Source organism: Paramesorhizobium deserti (genome assembly GCF_001558695.1).
GTDB lineage: Bacteria > Pseudomonadota > Alphaproteobacteria > Rhizobiales > Rhizobiaceae > Paramesorhizobium > Paramesorhizobium deserti.
In genome coordinates this window covers 1-18,364 of the sequence record NZ_LNTU01000037.1, presented here as the reverse complement: position 1 = coordinate 18,364, position 18,364 = coordinate 1, and the positions used below count along the sequence as shown (strand labels likewise).

Annotated in this window: 13 protein-coding genes and 1 pseudogene; 7 read left to right on the top strand and 7 right to left on the bottom strand. The window is 62.2% G+C overall.

The genetic code is table 11. The annotated features are described in order from the left end of the window. The first annotated feature begins 75 nt into the window (after positions 1–75). Both ATN84_RS18900 and ATN84_RS18895 read left to right on the top strand, forming a co-directional pair. A pseudogene (locus ATN84_RS18900) lies at positions 76–2,810 on the top strand (DUF4118 domain-containing protein). Then, positions 2,807–3,499, top strand: coding sequence for a response regulator transcription factor (locus ATN84_RS18895; protein ID WP_068883628.1), 693 nt, complete (start codon positions 2,807–2,809; stop codon positions 3,497–3,499). Before ATN84_RS18900 ends, ATN84_RS18895 begins: the two are co-directional and overlap by 4 nt. Before the next feature lie 37 nt (positions 3,500–3,536). Here ATN84_RS18895 and ATN84_RS18890 read toward each other — a convergent pair whose 3' ends face one another. Beyond that, positions 3,537–3,827 carry a hypothetical protein gene (locus tag ATN84_RS18890; protein ID WP_068883626.1) on the bottom strand — a complete coding sequence of 97 codons (291 nt, stop codon included), beginning with the start codon at positions 3,825–3,827 and terminating at the stop codon, positions 3,537–3,539. A gap of 94 nt (positions 3,828–3,921) precedes the next feature. On the opposite strand from ATN84_RS18890, the gene ATN84_RS18885 reads away from it, so the two are divergent. The 3 genes from ATN84_RS18885 to ATN84_RS18870 all read left to right on the top strand — a co-directional run bounded on the left by ATN84_RS18885 (position 3,922) and on the right by ATN84_RS18870 (position 7,519). After that, entirely contained in the window at positions 3,922–5,142 is a 1,221-nt protein-coding gene (locus tag ATN84_RS18885; protein WP_068883624.1) for a DNA-binding protein, read from the top strand. 37 nt (positions 5,143–5,179) lie between these two features. Further along, positions 5,180–5,812: a Vgb family protein gene (locus tag ATN84_RS18880; RefSeq protein WP_068883622.1), complete on the top strand. Its 633-nt coding sequence runs from the start codon at positions 5,180–5,182 to the stop codon at positions 5,810–5,812. Between the two features lie 921 nt (positions 5,813–6,733). Further along, on the top strand, positions 6,734–7,519 hold the full coding sequence (locus ATN84_RS18870; protein WP_161939596.1) for a helix-turn-helix transcriptional regulator: 786 nt from the start codon (positions 6,734–6,736) through the stop codon (positions 7,517–7,519). A gap of 161 nt (positions 7,520–7,680) precedes the next feature. On the opposite strand, the gene ATN84_RS27000 is transcribed toward ATN84_RS18870, so the two are convergent. From ATN84_RS27000 to ATN84_RS18845, 6 genes are all read right to left on the bottom strand, one after another. Beyond that, on the bottom strand, positions 7,681–7,857 hold the full coding sequence (locus ATN84_RS27000; RefSeq protein WP_153020305.1) for an autotransporter outer membrane beta-barrel domain-containing protein: 177 nt from the start codon (positions 7,855–7,857) through the stop codon (positions 7,681–7,683). Then, entirely contained in the window at positions 7,796–8,791 is a 996-nt protein-coding gene (locus tag ATN84_RS28030) for an autotransporter family protein (protein ID WP_068883616.1), read from the bottom strand. Before ATN84_RS28030 ends, ATN84_RS27000 begins: the two co-directional genes overlap by 62 nt. Further along, on the bottom strand, positions 8,703–14,381 hold the full coding sequence (locus ATN84_RS18860; RefSeq protein ID WP_153020304.1) for an autotransporter-associated beta strand repeat-containing protein: 5,679 nt from the start codon (positions 14,379–14,381) through the stop codon (positions 8,703–8,705). Before ATN84_RS18860 ends, ATN84_RS28030 begins: the two co-directional genes overlap by 89 nt. A gap of 164 nt (positions 14,382–14,545) precedes the next feature. Next, a complete protein-coding gene (locus tag ATN84_RS27335; protein ID WP_161939595.1) occupies positions 14,546–15,115 on the bottom strand; it encodes a hypothetical protein in 570 nt (189 codons plus the stop codon). Between the two features lie 1,218 nt (positions 15,116–16,333). Next, a complete protein-coding gene (locus tag ATN84_RS18850; protein WP_280139614.1) occupies positions 16,334–16,885 on the bottom strand; it encodes a manganese catalase family protein in 552 nt (183 codons plus the stop codon). Between the two features lie 92 nt (positions 16,886–16,977). After that, positions 16,978–17,343: a hypothetical protein gene (locus ATN84_RS18845; RefSeq protein ID WP_068883610.1), complete on the bottom strand. Its 366-nt coding sequence runs from the start codon at positions 17,341–17,343 to the stop codon at positions 16,978–16,980. A gap of 227 nt (positions 17,344–17,570) precedes the next feature. On the opposite strand from ATN84_RS18845, the gene ATN84_RS27850 reads away from it, so the two are divergent. Beyond that, entirely contained in the window at positions 17,571–17,855 is a 285-nt protein-coding gene (locus ATN84_RS27850; RefSeq protein ID WP_342027693.1) for a recombinase family protein, read from the top strand. Then, positions 17,821–18,273: a recombinase zinc beta ribbon domain-containing protein gene (locus ATN84_RS27845; RefSeq protein ID WP_244491133.1), complete on the top strand. Its 453-nt coding sequence runs from the start codon at positions 17,821–17,823 to the stop codon at positions 18,271–18,273. Before ATN84_RS27850 ends, ATN84_RS27845 begins: the two co-directional genes overlap by 35 nt. Positions 18,274–18,364: the final 91 nt, after the last annotated feature.

Here is an 18,364-nt window from a genome sequence, read left to right as displayed (position 1 = left end):
GCGGGGTTGATTGATCAACTCCAGGGCATACCCCTTCGGACGACGGCCGGAGGGGTATAAAGGCGGTAGGAATACATGGCCAAAGAACGACGCGATCCGGACAGGCGCCCCTCGCCGGAAGCCCTCCTGAAGGCGGCGCAGCGGGAAGAAAACCGCGCGGGCAAGCTCCGGATCTTCGTCGGCGCGGCGCCGGGCGTCGGCAAGACCTATGAGATGCTGCAGACCGCTCGCGCCCGGCAGAAGGACGGCTATGACGTGATCGTCGGCGTTGTGGAAACGCACGGCCGGAAGGAGACGCAAGCGCTGCTGGAGGGGCTGGAGGTCATCCCGCGCCGGCACACCGAATATAAGGGCCGCTGGCTCGACGAGATGGATATCGACGCCGTCCTCGAGCGTCGCCCGCAGATCGCCCTCGTCGACGAACTCGCCCATACCAATGCGCCGGGAAGCCGCCACCCCAAGCGCTACATGGATGTGGAAGAACTGCTCGACAACGGCATTGACGTCTATACGACGATCAACATCCAGCACATCGAGAGCCTCAACGACGTCGTCGCCCAGATAACGCGCATCCGTGTCCGCGAAACCGTCCCGGATTCGATATTCGATCGCGCGGATTCCGTTGAACTGGTCGACCTCACGCCAGAAGACCTGATCGCCCGCCTCAAGGAGGGCAAGGTCTATGTTCCCAAGCAGGCGACACGCGCCCTGGAGCACTTCTTTTCACCTGCCAACCTGACCGCGCTGCGCGAGCTCGCGCTGCGCCGCACCGCCGAGCAGGTGGACGAGCAGTTGCTGACGCAGATGCAGGCAGGCGCCATCGAGGGCCCATGGGCAGCGGGCGAGCGCATCCTGGTCTGCGTCAGCGAGGACCCGCGCTCCGCCGGACTGGTGCGCTATGCCAAGCGCCTTGCCGACCGGCTTCACGCCCCCCCTGGATCGCGCTCTATATCGAAACCAGGCGCGGCCCGCAGCTTACCGAGGAGCAACGCGACCGCATTGCCGATACGCTTCGCATCGCCCAGGGGCTGAAGGGCGAGGCCGTCACCATTCCCGGGAGTGAACGCCGCGTCGCGGACGATGTGATCGGTTATGCGCAAGCCAACAACATCACCCATATCGTCATCGGCAAATCGACACGCTCCCGCTGGTTCGAGATCCTGCACGGCTCCGTGGTGCATGAACTCGTGCGCCGGGCCGGCAATATCAGCGTTCATGTGATCGCCGGCGAACAGATCGCCGGCGGCGCCATTCCGAAGAAAACGGTGGGAACCGCCGAGCCTTCCCCCGCGCTCGACGTTCGCGCCTATGCCGTGGCAACGCTTGCCGTGGCGGCATGCGTGGGGCTAGGTCTTGCTCTATGGCCGTGGATCCGCCTGGAGAACATTGACCTGGTGTTTCTCGCGGCCGTCGTGGGGATCGCCGTGCGTTTCGGTCTCTGGCCATCGCTCTTCACAAGCGTGCTCTCCACGCTCTGCTACAATTTCTTTTTCACCGATCCCTATTATACGCTGCTCATCTCGAGTCCGACCGACATCATCGCTGTCGTCTTCTTCGCGGTGGTGGCGATCGTCGTCTCCAATGTCGCGGCGCGGGCGCGGGTGCAGGCCGTGGCGGCGATGGCGCGGGCGCGCACGACGGAGTCGCTCTACACTTTCAGTCGCAAGCTCGCCGGCGTCGGTACGCTTGACGACGTCCTCTGGGTCACGGCCTATCAGACGGCGCTGATGCTGAAGATGCGGGTCGTGCTGCTGTTGCCGGAAAAGGACGGCACCATCGCCGTCAAGGCCGGATATCCGCCGGAGGACACGCTGGACGACGCCGATCTGGCGGCCGCCAACTGGGCCTGGGAGAACAATCGTCCGGCGGGGCGCGGCGCCGACACGCTTCCGGGCGCTCATCGCCTGTTCCTGCCCATGCGCACGGGACGCGGCGCGGTGGGCATTGTCGGCATCGACAGCGACAAGCCCGGGCTGCTGCTGACGCCGGATCAGCGCCGCCTGCTCGACGCGCTCATCGACCAGGCCGCGCTGGCGATCGAGCGGGTGCATCTGGTCGAGGACATGGACCGCGTGCGGCGAACCATCGAGACCGACCGCCTGCGGTCAGCCCTTCTCACCTCGATCTCCCACGATTTGAAGACGCCGCTCGCCGCCATCATGGGCGCGGCCGGCACGCTCAAGGAATACGGCGCCCCGCTCAACGATCAGGCCAAGGCGGATCTGCTCTCGACCGTGATCGACGAGGCGGAAAGGCTGAACCGCTTCATCGCTAATCTGCTCGACATGACCAGGATTGAATCCGGCGCCATCTCAACAGAGCCGCAGCTCGGGCTTCACTATCCCGGCGATATCGTCGGCAGCGCCCTGAAGCGGGCCAGGAAGATCACCTCCGGCCATGAAATTGATGTCGACATCCCGTCCGACCTGCCCATGCTGAAGCTTGATCCGGTATTGTTCGAGCAGGCTCTGTTCAACCTGCTCGACAACGCCGCCAAATATGCGCCAGTGGGTTCCACCATCGGCATAGAGGGCTTGGAGGATGACGACTCGGTGGTTCTCAAGATCAAGGACGAAGGCCCCGGCATTCCGCCCGAGGATATGGAACGAATTTTCGATACGTTCTACCGCGTCGGCAAGAAAGACCGGGTGCGCGCGGGAACGGGACTAGGGCTTTCTATCTGCAAGGGCTTCGTCGAAGCCATGGGTGGCACGATTTCGGCCGACAACAGGAAGGATCGTTCGGGCGCGGTCTTTACCATCACCATGCCGATACCGACCGAAGAGCCGTATCTGGAAGAAATGCCATGACCACGTCCACCGTAAAAATACTCGTCGTCGATGATGAGCCGCCTATCAGGAAGCTCCTGCGCGTCGGCCTGTCGACGCAGGACTACACGATCCTGGAAGCGTCCAACGCGAAAACAGCGATCGAGATAGTCGAGACGTGTCCGCCCGACCTTATCCTGCTCGATCTCGGCCTGCCCGATATCCCGGGCAACGAATTGCTGCGTAAATGGCGTGACGAGGGAATGACGCTTCCGGTGGTCATCCTTTCGAGCCGCACCGACGAGGCGGGAATCGTCAAGGCGCTCGAGACCGGCGCCGACGATTACGTTACCAAGCCGTTCGGCATGAACGAGCTGGTGGCGCGCATCCGCGTCGCGCTTCGCCACCGACTGCAGCAGCAGGGCGAGAAGCCGGTCTTCCATACGGGCGACCTGTCGGTCGATCTCGTCAAACGGATTGTCAGGCTGGGCGACAAGGAGGTCAAGCTGTCGCCCAAGGAATACGGCATCCTACGCATCCTTGTACAGCATGCCGGCAAGGTGCTGACCCACCGGTTCATTCTCGACCAGATCTGGGGCGGCGCTACCGACGTGCAATATTTGAGGGTCTATGTGCGCCAGCTCCGCCAGAAGATCGAGCAAACGCCCGATCAGCCCCGTTATATCCTGACCGAGACGGGTGTGGGCTATCGCCTGAGCGAACCTGAATGAGCAAATGCCAATCGGGCCATGGGTCTGCTTCGGGGCCTCATCGATATCGCCGGCCGGAAATCAATCTCAGCCAAGGCGCCAGGTGGAAGGCGCTCATCAGCAGGTACATCACGGCCATTCCGCTCAGCGGTGAGCCCCCATGCCCGGCCGAGCAGAGCATATCTGGCATGTCTTCACCGGAAATTCCGGTGAGCAGCGCCATGCTTGCAAAGGTCGGCGCAGCCGCAAATGACAGCCATTCGCCAGCAACAAGCGCTGTCGCGCTCCCGCCTCCGGAAAGCGGGGAAATGCGGTTCGCAGGCTCGGTATCCCGATTTAAATAGGCCATCGTTCCTGTCTCCTTCTTTCGACTTCATTGGGCACAGGATAGAGTTAGCGCCGGAAGCCCAACCGCTGGGAGTGACAAATATGACGGGATTCGGATGGACTCGCTGATCACCGCGGCGGCAAGGGCGCTCGCGACCGGCGATCCCCTCGGCGCCCTGAAGCGCATCGCCCTGCGTGACGACGCGCCCGCACTGGCATTGCGCGGCATTGCGATGGCTCAGCTCGGCGAGTTCGTCCGGGCAAAGGCGCTTCTCAAGAATGCTGCCCGCGCCTTCGGCCAGAAAGAGGCTGTGGCTCGCGCGCGGTGCGTCGTCGCTGAAGCCGAAATCGCGCTCGTCTCGCGTGATCTCATCTGGTCACAGCGGGCGCTTGAAAGAGCGCGAGCAACGCTTCAAGCCCATGGCGACCTGATGAACGCCGCCCATGCGCGCAATCTCCAGATCCGGCGTCTGCTCCTGCTTGGTCGCCTTGATGAAGCCGAGCGCTTGCTGGCGGGGTTCGACCCCTCACCGCTTCCCCCCGCCTTGCGGACCGCCCATGAGCTGATCATTGCAGGCGTGGCGATCCGATCTCTCAGGACGAAAACAGCGCGGGCTGCGCTCGCCCGGGCGGAGCGTGCCGCGCGTGAGGCGGCGATCCCGGCACTCAGAGCGGAGGTAGAAAATGCGATCCGCCTGATGAGGGTGCCCGCAGCGCGCCTGATTGCACGCGGCGAGGAACGCCCTCTCCTGCTCGACGAGGTTGAAACATTGCTGGCATCGGAGACGCTCGTTATCGATGCATGCCGCAATGTGGTGCGCGAGAGGGATATGGTCGCACCGCTCGCCACCCGTCCGGTCCTGTTCGCGCTGGCGCGTGCCCTCGGTGAGGCCTGGCCCGGAGACGTGTCGCGAGCCGACCTGCTCGCCCGCGCTTTCCGGGCGAGGCATGCCGATGAATCGCACCGCGCCCGGCTCCGTGTTGAAATCGGCCGGCTCCGTGTGGAGCTCAAGGAACTGGTCGAGGTGAGCGCGACAGAGCGAGGCTTTGCGCTCACACCGCGCCGCGCGCGCGAAGTTGCCGTGCTGGCGCCTCTGGTCGATGAGAACCACGCGGCGGTTCTTGCTTTCCTCGCCGATGGCGAGTCTTGGTCGAGTTCGGCCCTGGCGATCGCGCTTGGGACAAGCCCGCGCACCGTGCAGCGGGCGCTGGAGCAGCTCGCGGCGGCGAGCAAGGTGCGGTCGATCGGACGTGGCCGGGCACGCCGCTGGATGGCGCCGCTGGTGCCCAGCTTCCCGACAATCTTGTTACTCCCGGGCCCGCTGCCGGGCAGCTAGAGTTTCTTCGGTCAATGAAACCAGTGAGGACAGGAACATGAAACGATCTCAAGCCGAAGTCATCCGTGAGTACGGTCCCTTTCCCGGCGCCAGCGACGTGCATGGCGTCTCATTCGACGGCCGGAATGTCTGGTTCGCCTCCGGGGACAAGCTCAACGCATTCGATCCCGAAACCGGACAGCCCCTTCGTTCGATCGATGTCGCCGCCCATGCGGGGACGGCCTTCGACGGCGAGCACCTCTACCAGATCGCCGAGGATCGCATCCAGAAGATCGAACCGAAGAGCGGCCGCGTGATCGCCACGATCCCGGCGCCCGGCAGCGGTGGAGATTCCGGCCTCGCCTGGGCTGAAGGCTCGCTTTGGATCGGTGAATATCGGGAGCGCAAGATCCACCAGGTTGACCCCGAGACGGGAACCATCCTGCGCACCATCCAATCCAACCGCTTTGTTACGGGCGTGACCTGGCTCGATAACGAGCTCTGGCACGCCACCTGGGAGAGTGATGAAAGTGAATTGAGGCACATCGATGCTCAGACCGGAGAAGTTCTGGAGAGACTTGAAATGCCCGCCGGAGCAGGCATATCGGGGCTCGAATCCGATGGCCGCGATCAATTCTTCTGCGGCGGCGGAAACAGCGGCAGGGTGAGGGTCGTCCGCCGGCCCCGTTAAGCTTCTACCATGGGGGCGATCGCGCTTGTCATAAATTGCTGTTTCGGCGGGGTTGTGGTGCATCTGGCGAGGCCGAGAGTACCCATCAATTAGCCACATAGCTCGACCTCGACCTGCTCGCGTTTCGGGCCGGGGGAGAGTACGACTTCGCCGATGAGCGACCACCGCATCTCCGCCGTTGCCGCAGGCGGAGGACGCTCAAGGGCCTCACATCCCACGAATTCATCTGCAGAGCTTGGGCCACTGAGCCCCAATGCTTTAAACCCGGTCCGCTCCAGCAAATGCCGAGACTAAAACACCCAGTGTGTTGAAACCGCCCGACGACTGCCGCCGCTGAATTCCCAGCTTGCTCACGAGTTGATCGATCAAAACCGGCCGATCCGAACATTTTCATTGATGTACCGGAAGTATGGGTCGTTGATGGCCGACTGGCTGTTCAGGCCGAAATTGTCTGCCGGATTACTGGCGGTATGGTGCCGGGCGAACCAGTCGCTGACGACCTGCGCCTACTGTTCCAGGTTGAACGATGAGTAGTCGGAGCCGGCGGGACCGTAAACATAAGGATTGCCTCCGGTCGCCTCGCACACCTTACTGGCGAGAGCATCGGCCAGCAGGGAGATATCCGTGCTGACGTGCCAGATTTGACAGGCATGAACCAACTCGTGGACAAACGTCTCGCCGTATATCCCGGACGGGTAATGGCGCGGGTCATCGAACCCTTCCGCTCACATATTTAGAGTGATCTGCCTATCGAAACGAGGAAAAGCGAAAGCCCGGCCTCCACCCCCGATTGTGTTCGTCAAGACAATTTGGTCGCGTGGCGGAAGAGCGCCCTGGAACACTCGGCCGTTTGCCCAATCATACTCCTCCTGTGTGAGTTCTCGGGACCGGCTGCCGATAGCGGCAATGCCCTCGGCGGCGATGGCGAACAGCGTCGTCTTCGCGAACCTGGTGCGGACCCGAGACCGGGTAAGCTGGCTTTGCTGTAGTGGACCGTTACGCAACGAACCGTTTGGAACGCCAGAAAAACTCCGGCTAATGCGGTTGTTTATGCCTCATCTGCAGCAAGCCCTGCAAATGCAGTTGAAGTTGGCTGAACTAAGCCAAGCCTGCGACATGGCGCTTGAAACCTTGGAACACGCAAGGCACGGCATTGTGCTAGCGACACATGATGGCCGTGTCCTTTTTACCAATTCGGCCGCGATTGAAGTATTTGATCGACGTGACGGGCTTTCGCTTCGGACGTCTCAACTTCGGGCGGCTTTGGCGAACGAAAACATTATCTTGAGACGCCTGGTCGGCGCGGCGGGCAAGGGTGACAATAACGGCTTCCGTTCAGGCGGAAGTCTGGCCATAAGTCGCCCCTCGGGCTGTCGATCACTGGTGATCCATGTGTTACCGCTAGGCTCCAAGCAATACGGCTTCACCTGCCCAAACGCCAGCGTGTTGGTGTTGATCATTGACCCTGAGCACCAACAGGGTGCGTCTCAGTCGGTTTTACGACGTCTGTACGGGCTCACCAAAGCTGAATCCGCCGTTGCTCTCAGCATAGCGCGCGGCGACGGCCTGCAATCTGTCGCGGATGAGTTGTCAATATCACTGTCCACCGCACGCACTCACTTGCAGAGAGTGTTCGAAAAGACTGACACCCATCGGCAAGCAGAGTTGGTCCGGCTTCTGCTGGATGTTCAAGTTGGCCTACGCTGAAGTTCTCGCAATACAATTTGGCAAGGGAGTTGCCATTTCCCGGATATAAGGCCGGCTGCCGTACGGAGGCGATGTCTCTGAGGACGTTAACGCAGAGGCTTCCCTACGGCTGGCCCAATGTAGATTGAGTGGAGAACTGCCAACGATGGGAGAGCTCCCCCTCACCACCTGACCTTCATACCGAGATTGCCGCTGACCTTGTAACTGTCGGCGAAGTTATCGAGGCTGGTGTCGAGGGAGAGATCGCCATGGAGCGCGTATCGGCCGTCAGCCCAGCTATAGGTGCCGCCGGCGCCGATGCCGCCCCAGGTCGGATCGTTGCCCGTGGCAAAGCTCACCCCCGACACCTCGATCTTGCTGCCTTCCTGGAACTCGTGATGGAGATTGGCCGTCGGCCCAGCTATAGGTGCCGCCGGCGCCGATGCCGCCCCAGGTCGGATCGTTGTCGCTGGCAAAGCTCACCCCCGACACCTCGATCTTGCTGCCTTCCTGGAACTCGTGATGGAGATTGGCGATGGCATAGACATTGGCACGTGTTAGCCGGCCCTGCCCGTCGCGCCAGGCCATGCCGTAATCGGCCGCGATGCCGATGCGGCCGACCAGGCGGTCGCTCCTGTCATGCGCCACCGCGGCGCCGAAGGCATCGGTGAAGCCGTCGAAATCCACCTGCGACCAGGTGAGCTGCGCCTGCGGCGTGAGCGTCCAGGCCGGCGTGAGCGCGAAACGCTTGCCCGCTTCCAGGGAAAGCGCATAGCCGAGGCCGTCATTGCCGTCGGCGAGCGTCCTGTGCGCGGTCGCGGAATTCAGATCATTCTCATACCAGCTCACCTGCGCCTGGGCGTCGGCGTAAAGCCCGTCCTCGCCATAGAAGGTCAAGGTGCCGCCGAAGCCGTAGCCGTCGACATTGATCGAGCCGTCGCCATGCACCGAACCGATATCGGCCTTGGCATGGCCGTAATGCACGGTCAGCCCGCCGATCAGCCTGCCCGTTTCGTTTTCGTAAAGCATGCCGTCGAGCCCGGCCTGCAGCTTGACCATGTCGATGTCATATTGCATGGCGCTGGTGGAATATTTCGGCTCGAAACGACCATGCGCTCCCTCGATCCGGCCCCAGACGGTGGAGGCCGTGTCGAGCGCCGCACCGGCATCGGGCGAAGACACGGCTTCAAGGCCGCCCGGCCCGTCACCCTCGGCGAGGACCGGATTGGCCGCGCCGCTCCAGTAGCGGTTGCCCCCAGACGGTGGAGGCCGTGTCGAGCGCCGCACCGGCATCGGGCGAAGACACGGCTTCAAGGCCGCCCGGCCCGTCACCCTCGGCGAGGACCGGATTGGCCGCGCCGCTCCAGTAGCGGTTGCCCACACGCTGCCGCAGCGTGCCCACCCCGTTCAGCTCCTGCAGCACATGCGCATAGGCCTCATAGACCGGCACGCCGGGCTGGAAGTGGGGCTGGCACTGGTCGCCCTGGCAAGGAGGGTTTTTCAATTCCGAGCGCAGATACCAGTCGCCGTCATCGGAAGAGCTCTTGCCGCCCTTGTAGAGCCTGTAGGCATAGGCGCCGCCGACCACCGCCGGGTCGCCCTCATAATTAAAGTCACCCAGCAGCGTGAATGTGCCGTTCGAGGCGCCGTCCACCTCGACGATCCTGATGCCGTTATTGGTCTGCGCGCCCGATCCTCCGGCATTCTTCACCGTGATGATGGTATCGCCTGAGGTCGCGCCCTTCACATGCAGGAGGTCGGTGGGCGAATTGTCGCCGCCTAGGCGGGTATTGAGGCTGAGCTGCCCCTTCTTTCCGGTATAGTCGCCATTGACGGTGAGCGTGCTGAACATGGTGTCGAAACCCGGCGCGACCACCCCTTCATTGACGAGGCCGCCGACCGCGCCGCTGCCCGACAAGGTTCCCTTGCCCGTCACCGTCACGGTGCCGGCGATCGAGCCGTCCACCGCAAGCCGGCCGGCGGCGACCGACAGCGGGCCGCTGTAGGGGCTTGCACCCGTCAGGCGCAGCGTGCCGGTGCCTTCCTTGATGAGGCGGCCGGCGCCGTCGATCACGCCGCTCAGCGTATTGTGGTTGCCCTGCGTATCGATCACCCCGCCGCCCTTGGCGACCATGATCTCCCGGCCCGTGTCGAAGGAGCTGCCGAATTTCAGGGCGCCGCCGTCGAGAGCGATCCTCGTGCCGGAAGCGCCGAGATTGTTGTCGGCGGAAACCAGCAGCGTTCCACCCTTGATCTCCGTCCCGCCGGTATAGTCGTTGGCGCCGGTCAGGACGAGCGTGCCCAGATCGGTCTTGACCAGCATGCCCGCACCAGTCAGCCTGGATCCGATGGTCGCCACGAAGCCCGCGCTGACGGGCGTGCTGTCGCCGACGCGAATGATGGTTCCGGCCGGCGCGGTGGCAAGGGTGATGCTGCCCTTCTCGATGATATAGCCGTCGGTGCCGAACTGCATGCCTGAAACGCGAATGGTGTAATTTTCATCGACGGTCACGGTGCCGGCCTTGCCATGGAAGACCGCGAAGCTGTCGTCATGGAAAGTGTCATCCTGCAAGCCGCTGACATCCGTCCAGTTGCGATTGCCGCCTTCTCCCTGCCAGATACCGCTGCCGCCCTCGATGATGCCATTGTGTTTGGCGTTCGGGCCGTCCCAGTAAATCACCTTCAGGCCGGCGGTATTGACGAGATTCACCCGATGGAGAATCGACGTCTGGATATCGAAATCCTGACCGGGCATATGACCGATGGTGTAATTCTTGCTCGTCAGCTTTCCGTCATAATGGATGAGGCCGTAGACGCCGGGGCCGAGGGTGACACCTGGATCGGTGTAGACATTGATCGTGCTGTCGAGCAGCAGATCGCCGCTCACATTCAGCACCAGCGCATTGTTGCCGGCGCCGCTCGGCGATACGCCATAGGTGTAGTCGAGATCGCTGCCCTTGGCGAGCGTGAGATCGCCAAGGATGGAGAGCGCGCTGGTGCCCGTAGGGTCGCCGTCCTTTTCCTTTATGGCCAGCGTGCCGCCGCCGTTGACGGCGACGTCGCCGCCCAGCGTTCCCCCGCCCTGCAGCTTGCCGCCATTGAAAACGGTGGTGAGACCGGTTGCCGCCGACTGATCGCCGTCGATCTGCAGGGTGCCTTCCCGCACGTCTGTCGGCCCCTTGTAGCTGTTCGCGCCGTCGAGTTTCAGCGTTTTGCCGGCCCACATCTTGGTGAGGCCGCCCTCACCTGATATCAGACCCGTGAGGGACAGATCGCCCTTGGTCTGGAAGGTGCCTCCGCCGATCTTCAACACGACATCGCGCTGCGAGACGAAGCGCTGCGTGTTCATGAGCGTGCCGCCATCGAAGGCAAGCTTGCCGGCGGCATCGCCCAGATTGGAATCCGCGGTGACGGAAATCGTGCCTTCATCAAGATTGGTGCCGCCCATATAGCTGTTGCCCTGGTTGTCCAGCACGAGCGTGCCGGTGCCCATCTTGGACAATCCGCCGACGCCGGTGATCTTTCCGGTAAGCGTCAGGTCCTGCTCGGTCTCGAACCGGCCGCCATGGGCGAATATCTCGATGGTGCGCGAAGAGTTCATGATGGCGGTGTTCCGCAGCGTGCCGCCATCGAAGGCGAGCCCGTTCGTGCCAAGGCTGTTGTCGGACTTCACCGAAATCGTGCCTTGCTTGATCAGCGTGCCGCCCGAATAGTCGTTGGCGACGGTCAGCACAAGGATACCGGCGTCGGATTTGATGAGCCTGCCCGGCCCGGTGAGCTGCGATTCAATCGTCGCTATGTAGCTCGCGCTGGCGGGACTGTTGCTGCCGACGCGAACGACATTATCGCCAGGGTTGAGCGTGATTGCGTCGCCGATGATCTTGTAGCCATCGACGGTGAATTGCATACCCTGCACCGTGACGTCGCCCGGCTGCGTATCTACCGTCACGGTGCCGGGACTGCCGGAGAAGATCGCCATGCTGCCGTCATGATAGGGGCCGTCGAAGACGCCCGACAGGTCGGTCCAGTTGCTGTTGCCCTTGGAGGATTGCCATGTGCCGTCGCCGCCGTCCACATGGTTGTTGTTGTGGTTGGAGGAATCGCCGCCGTCCCAGAAATGCAAGGGGGCATCCGTGGCATTGATGAGATTGATCCTGTGGCTGGTCTTTTGCAGCGCGAAGCTGCCCTGCGGCGTCGCGCCGAGCGTCAGGCCGGTGCCGCTCATCGTCTTGGTGAAATCGATGAGGGCGTAGACGCCCGGATCCAGCTTGACGCCGGCCCCGGTGTAGACGTTGACGATGCCGTTCAGGTCAACGTCATTGTTTACCTGGATCATCAACGGGTTAGGGCCACCATCCGGTGATAGCCCGTAATAGTAATTGACATTTGCGTTGGCGTCGACCGTCAGCTTGCCGTTGATGGTGAGCGCTTTGGCGCCTCCCCCCGCAGTATCACCGGAAAGCAGGATGCCGCCGCCCTTGATATCGACTTTGCCGCCGATCGTGCCTTTTCCGCTCAGCGTCGCGCCATTCTGGACCGTCGTAAGCCCCGTTGCCGCCGACTGGTCGCCGTCGATGATCAGGCTTCCGCTGTTGACATTGGTCGCGCCCGTATAGCTGTTCCTGCCCGTCAGCGTCGTCGTCCCGGCGCCGCTTTGCGTGACCGTGCCCGTGCCCGAGATTGCGCCGCCAAGCAGCAGCTTGTCGTCGGTTCGCTGGAATATAAGCTCGCCATCGTTGGCGATGTCGCCACCGATGCTGCCTGCCGCTGAACGGGTGCCCAGTTGCAGGCTGGCGTTGGCGTCGATGGTGGTGAGGCCGGAAAAGCTGTTGTCGGCGGTCAGGATCAGGTTGGTGTTCGCGTCCACCTTCAGTTGGCCCGCCGGGCCGGAAATCTTGCCGTTAAAGGTATAGGGTTTCCCGAGGTCGAAACGCAGCATGGCGGCGGCCCCAGTGATGGCGACGTCGCCGCCGATGCTGCCGGTGCCGGTGCCATCACCAACCTGAAGCGTGCCGTCGGCAATCTCCGTTCCGCCGGTGTGGGTCGCGTTTCCGGTCAGCAGCAGCGTATCGCCGCCCAATTTGGTCAGCCTGCCGCTGCCGGCGATGTTGCCGGACAGGGTGAGTGGCGCGTCGGTCTTGAAAGCGCCGCCGCCGGGAAAGTCAGGCGTCCTGGCATTGATCGTCACATTGCGGGACACGGAAACGGCTTGCGTATTTTCCAGCGTGCCGCCGTTGAAGGTAAGGTTGCCGCCGCTGCCCAGATTGCCGTCCGAGGAGATCGAAAGCGTTCCCTCGTTGATCGTCGTTCCGCCCGTATAGCTGTTGCCGCCCTGCAAGGTCAGGGTTCCGGCACCCTGCTTGATGAGTGCGCCCCCGCCCTTGACGACGCCGGTAAGCGTGAGCGCGGCCTCGGTCTTGAAGATGCCGTCGGAGGTGAGCGTCACGGCGCGCGAGGACGAGATGGCCCCCGTGGTCTCCAGCACGCCGCCGCCATTGGAGAATTCCAGCGTCCCGCCTGCGCCGCCCATATTTCCGACCGACTGGACCGAAAGCATACCGCTCTGGATGTCGATATCGCCGATGGCATTGTTTCCGCTGAGAACCGTCGTGCCGGTGCCTTTCTGCAGGACCTTCCCGCCGCCGGTGATGTTGCCGGCAAAGGGAAGCGTATCCGAGCGGTCGAAGATGAGCGTGCCGCTGTTGTCCACATTTCCAAGGACGGTGCCCTGGTTGCCGCCATTGCCCAGATGAAGCGTGCTGTCTTTCGAGACCGCCAGGGTGCCGCTATAGCTGTTGTTTGCCGTCAGTTGCAGCGTTCCGCCATTCAGGATCAAGGGCCCGCTGCCCGAAATGAGACCCTGCCAGGTGGTCACGGAGCCCTTCCCCTGGGAGATGGTGCCGCCGCCGGCATTGACGATCATGTTGCGGTAGGGGCTGGTGGCGAAGCCCCCTCCGGTGATTTCAAGCGTGCCGCCGGCGAAGGTAAGCGTGCTGGGATTGGCCTGGGTGCTCGAGCCCAGCGCGCCCTCGCTGGAGATGGAGAGCGTGCCTTCGCTGATCGTCCAGGGTGTATGGTTGGTGGTTGTGCCGGTAAGGGTGAAGGTGCCGGAACCGGTCTTTTCGAACAGCCCGAAGCCTATCATGTTCGCGTCGATCGAAGACAGGCTCAAACCCCAATTGTCGCTGCCGCCGAACCGCAGCGTGTCCTTGGCGCTGAAGGCATGCACTTGACCGGCGATCTTGGAACTGGAGCGCAGCTCGAGCGTATTGACGCCACCGGTGAATCTGATCGCCACACCGTCTGCGCCCTTGCTGCCGCTTGTGCTACCGCCTCCTGGATTCCCACCCTTTCCTCCTTGGATCGTGCCGCCGTTGATGACGGTCAGGTTCGCGCCGCTTATGCCGTCGCCGCCATCACCGCCGTTGCCCCCAGAGCTTCCTTGAGTACTCCCGCCGCCGCCCCCGTTCCCTCCTTGGATCGTGCCGTTGAGGGTGTTGACGACCAGTGTATTGTTGGCCTGAATGCCGGCAGCGCCAGCACCGCCGTTGCCAGGGGCAGAGTATTGGCCGTTCCCGCCTGTGCCGCCGGAACCTCCAGAAATCTGGCCGTTGTTGGTGATGGCAAGGTCCGCGCCCGTTATGCCGGCCCCGCCGACGCCACCCGCGTAACCGTCAGTTCCCTCGCCCGCGGAAGAGCCGCCGACGCCGCCAGTTCCTCCGGAAACGCTGCTGTCGTTGGTAATCGTGAAGCCGCTAGCCGCTATGCCGGCCCCGCCGATTCCTGCCGCCCCGGTCGCCCCCCTATAGGTTGCCCCGCCGTCGCCCCCCGTTCCGCCTTGAATCGTTCCTTTGTTGGTCAGCGTCAAAGATGGAAAACTCAAAGCATTTCCAGAGACAGCAATGCCGCCGTCGCCGCCGTCGCCGCCATTGCCGCTGCCGAAGCCGCTCCCTTGGCCTTCGTCGCCGGGGTAACCACCTTCACCACCATTCCCGCCATTTCCCCCGATGATTTTTACACCCGAGGAGATCGTTGTGTCGCTTAGGGTCAATAGCAGGCCATAGCCGCCTGCTCCGCCGCCACCACCGCCGCCGCCATAGCTGGGATTGCCATTCTTACCTGATGACCTGCCCCCATCCCCCCCTTGCCGCCATCCTTGCCGCTATGATCGGCGTCAATAGAGGGACTGGTTTGTACAAGGCCATGATCACCGCCATCGCCGCCGCCGCCGCCGCCGCCGCCGGCGCTAGCGGCGGTGGCATCCTTGCCGTTCTGTTCGTTGTTGCCGCCACTGTGTGGATTGTTTGCGCCGTCGCCGCCTTTGCCGCCCTTGCCGCCACCAGGACCGCCGCCGCCGCCGCCGCCGCCATCGGTGCCGGTGCCGGTGCTGCCAGGGTTGCCGTCCTTGCCCAGCCCGCCGCCAGCACCGCCGCTGGTGTTATGGGAGCCTCCGCCATCCCCACCCTTCGACTGCGCAAGGGCGGGGGCGTCATGGAGCAGCGCCACCGCCGCCAGCCCCAGACCGGCGAGCGCGGTGGTTCGCGTGAGTTCCGCAAGCATCAGCGCGATCAGCCGCCGTCCCGCCCAGCGGCGCAGGCGATTCGAAGCGGCAGGCACGTGCGCGGTCACCGCCTGCCGGGCACCGCCAACGGCAAGGTTTTGTGAGTTTTTCGACGGGTTAGAGGAGAACGGGAAAGGAAAAAAATCATGGGTCTCAAAAAAAATCATTGCTCTCATTCGCACAAACGCAGGATCTCAATGCCTGCGTCCCCATGCGCCCTTTTGCCCTTCGTGGCCGAAGAATCAGACCGGAGCAAAATTGCAAGAAAACATTCCGGCCGGGCCTATCATATACATAAATGATACTAATAGGTTAAGAGGAAAATCTCATTATATATGTATAAAAGCAACGATGCTCAGTTGTTATTCAGTGAAAGCTGCCAAGGAGCGGTGAACTGTAACTTTACCGTTCGCGAAATGAACAACACGCGCAAGCCGCAATCTCCAAACTTTGCGACATTGAATAGAGAGGCAGTGCACCCATCTCCTATGAGACCACATTTGCCGCTCCACAACCTAGCAACAAAGCGCGACTAATCGTCCAGACTGTGGGGTCAGGAGACCGAAGGAGAAGCGAGCATAAGGGCGCCTGTGTTTGAGTGCCCTTGCTCCCCTATGTGGAACGGCCCGCATGGCAACAGTTTCCTGTCGATTTCATACGTTGGAACGATGCGGTCATATGTCCGACCTTTGCGCGCGGCACATGGCCGCTGGCCTTGATGAGATTCGCGAACGAGGAGCTAAATCAAGTTTGCGCGCTTGAGCGCATTGGGGGCAGTAGCTTCACCCGTGTCGGGATTTCGTCCCATGGGTTCATCGTCTGTTATTGCACCTCTGTCAGCTTGCGCCGGTCAGATCGCTTTGGCAGTTACTGCGTCCATCAACCAGCGACCGCGGCGGTCGCCAATAGAGCGGGACGCCGAGTCCCGCCCCGATTCAGAAGCGCTCCGCCGGTAGGCTAGGAAAATCCATCAGAACCCGAACCTCGTTTGATCGGCAGTTCGATCAGCGCATGCGTTGCTGGAGCAAGCCGACCGGCATAGCCCGGTCGCGCGGACACTTAATGAAAGGCTGCGCCTTACGGCATCGCCATCGACCGCGTGCTGAAATTGCCCGACGGCACGATCCAGGTGGCGGAAGAAGGCTTCGCGCGGGCTCTGCTGAAAGCAGACTGAGCCGTTCGTTATCCGCTGAAACTAACCGACGCATCGGATCGAGTCGGTGGTGCTCCCAGGCGAGTTCGGCTGCCTGAAGGAGCGACCACCTTCGTAAAATTCATGTCGTGGCGGGAGGCATCGGCTTTTTCGGAGTTCCGTGGAGCAGCGGATCACCAGCGGCAAGCTCCTCGACTATTTCTCCCAGCGGCTGCGGATGTTCCAGATACTGGAACTCTCCCTTGCCATCGGGCGTCGGCCCTTTTGCCCACCGCCCGGCTTTGCTGTCCGTACCGTCGGAGCAGTTCCAGAACTGATAAGCGACCTCCGATTTTTCACGGTCCCGCGGGAAACTCTGCGGCACCGGCGTCGTCTCCAGCCCATCCGCCTCCAGTTCGGCGATTGCCGCAAGCCACTGGTTCTCATGCATGGTGTCCCGTGCGATCAGGAAGGAGAGCATGTCCCGCACGCCGGGATCGTCCGTCATTTCGTAGAGCCGGCAGACCTGGAGGCGGCCTTGCGATTCAGCCGTGACGTTGAATCGGAAATCCGCAAGAAGATTGCCGGAAGCGATCGTATAGCGCGCATTCCAGGGATAGCCGACGCTGTGGGGCGGCGTCACCCCAAGACCGGAGACGATGGCATGCTGCGGGTTCATTCCAGAAACGAGCACTGATATCGAACTTCTCACCTTCAAAGCCGATCTCTAGAGTTCCAGTTAGCGAGCTGTGGCCGGCATTGTGTGCATAGCGTTTGTTACGAAGTTCAATAAGTTGTCATGCATCGGCGGAGTTCGGGCGATAGGGCCCTGCGGGATACGCCGCTGCCGATGCCACCGTCGATGAGACGGGCGTAAGTCGTCCCAAACGCCGAGGTGAGCATGTCGTTCTCGAGCGCCCACTCCACTAACTTGGTGGAGGTGAGCCGATGCTGGATGTAACGAAGGCTGGCCATAGTTGGAAACGCATGGACGAGATGATTCAATATTCCCAGATTATCGTCTTCTATCTCGGGAACACCTTGTTCCTCTTCCTTAAGCGCATAGAGATATTTTTTGCCATTCTTCGGTAGATATTTGATGGCCCCCTCAGGGAAGAGGATGTACTCGCGCGGCTCTTCTTGTTCTTCCATGGTGCTCCCCTTTTTTCGTCGCCTGAACGGCTACGAGCCGCAGCCTTCCGATAGTCGCGTCCTGAGGATTTCCCGGTCGAGATACTTTCTGGCCGGGAAGCCGGAAAGACGCGCCGCGGCCAGCGCGGCCGCGTCGAGGCCGGCAAATCCGGCGGGGGCAATTCCTACGGCTACGATGTCGTCAGGAAGTTTGATGACAACGGCGAGCCGATCCGCGGTGCCGGACTATCAACGAGCGAGAGGCCGAAATTATTCGCCGCATCTTCCGCGACTATGCCGCCGGCAAATCGGCCAAGACCATCGCCGTGGCTTTGAACAAGGAAGGCGTCCCCGCCCCTACCGGCGGCGATTGTGGCTTCAGTACGATCAACGGCAATCCGAAACGCGGAAACGGCATCCTCGTCTGGAACCGTCAGCGTTTCATAAGGGATCCGGATACAGGTAAGCGGCAGGCGGCCGAACCCGGAATCGGAATGGGTGATCCAGGAAGCGCCGGAACACCGGATCATTGACGATGAACTCTGGCAAGCGGTGAAGAAGCGCCAGGCAGAGAACAAGATCGAACGCGATAAGAATGGCCATGCCGATGTTGCGGCGATCAATTACCGCCGTCGCCCCAAATATCTGTTCTCCGGCCTGACCAAATGCGCCTGCTGTGGCGGTGGCTTTTCCGCGATCTCGGCGACATTGATCGGCTGCTCGACGGCGCGGAATAAGGGTATCTGCGATAATCGCGTCAACATCCGGCGCGATGAACTGGAATCCCGCGTCTTGAATGCCCTGCGCACGCGTCTTGTCGACCCCGCGCTGTTCGCCAGGTTCTGCGAGGTCTTCACACGCAGGAGCGTCAATCGCCTGCGCATGGACAGCCGCGCCAGCATCAACGCGGCCCGAGCGGAGGTCGAGAAGATCGATCGCGAGGAAAAGTGATGGACCTCTACCTCAAGGACGCTCTGTCGGTCGTAAGCGACAAGGAGACCCCGTCTGGCGTAGGGAGTGAGCGGTCGTATATTGGTAGCGG